The organism is Paraglaciecola chathamensis S18K6 (assembly GCA_000314955.1).
GTDB lineage: Bacteria > Pseudomonadota > Gammaproteobacteria > Enterobacterales > Alteromonadaceae > Paraglaciecola > Paraglaciecola chathamensis.
Map to the genome: position 1 here is coordinate 1 of BAEM01000001.1, position 1,109 is coordinate 1,109.

Annotated in this window: 1 protein-coding gene; it reads right to left on the reverse strand. The window is 47.3% G+C overall.

Translation table 11 applies throughout. From position 1 onward, the window contains the following. Positions 1–1,109: elongation factor Tu (gene tuf / locus GCHA_RS00005; RefSeq protein ID WP_039991860.1), on the reverse strand; the 1,109-nt coding region annotated here is incomplete at both ends.

Sequence of the window (1,109 nt, forward strand, 5' to 3'; positions counted from 1 at the left end):
GCACCTACTGTGCGGCCACCTTCACGGATTGCGAAGCGTAAACCTTCGTCCATCGCGATAGGAGCAATCAATTCAACTACGAATTTCAAGTTGTCACCAGGCATTACCATTTCTACGCCTTCAGGAAGCTCTACAGCACCTGTTACGTCAGTTGTACGGAAGTAGAACTGTGGACGGTAGCCTTTGAAGAACGGAGTATGACGGCCGCCTTCGTCTTTGCTTAGTACGTATACTTCAGCTTCGAATTGAGTGTGTGGGTTGATTGAACCAGGCTTAGCTAGTACTTGACCACGCTCAACGTCTTCACGCTTAGTACCACGAAGCAATGCACCGATGTTTTCACCTGCACGACCTTCGTCAAGCAATTTACGGAACATTTCAACACCAGTTACCGTTGAAGTCGTTGTATCTTTCATACCAACGATTTCTACTGCGTCACCTGTGTTTACGATACCACGCTCAACACGACCTGTTACAACCGTACCACGACCTGAAATTGAGAATACATCTTCAATTGGAAGTAGGAAAGGCTTGTCGATGTCACGCTCTGGCTCTGGGATGTAGCTATCAAGTGCTTCTGCAAGCTCAATGATTTTCGCTTCCCACTTCTCGTCGCCTTCAAGGGCTTTAAGAGCTGAACCTTGGATTACTGGCAAGTCATCGCCTGGGAATTCGTATTCTGAAAGCAATTCACGTACTTCCATCTCTACCAATTCTAGCAATTCTTCGTCGTCAACCATGTCACATTTGTTCATGAAAACAACCATGAAAGGTACGCCAACCTGACGGCCTAGCAAGATGTGCTCACGAGTTTGTGGCATAGGACCATCGGTCGCTGCTACTACTAAGATTGCGCCATCCATTTGAGCAGCACCAGTGATCATGTTTTTTACATAATCGGCGTGTCCAGGACAGTCAACGTGTGCGTAGTGACGAGTAGGAGTATCGTATTCAACGTGAGACGTTGAAATAGTGATACCACGCTCGCGCTCTTCAGGAGCGTTATCGATTTGATCGAATGCAGATGCAGCACCGCCGTATACTTTTGCAAGTACGGTAGTGATTGCTGCTGTTAGAGTCGTTTTACCGTGGTCAACGTGGCCGATTGT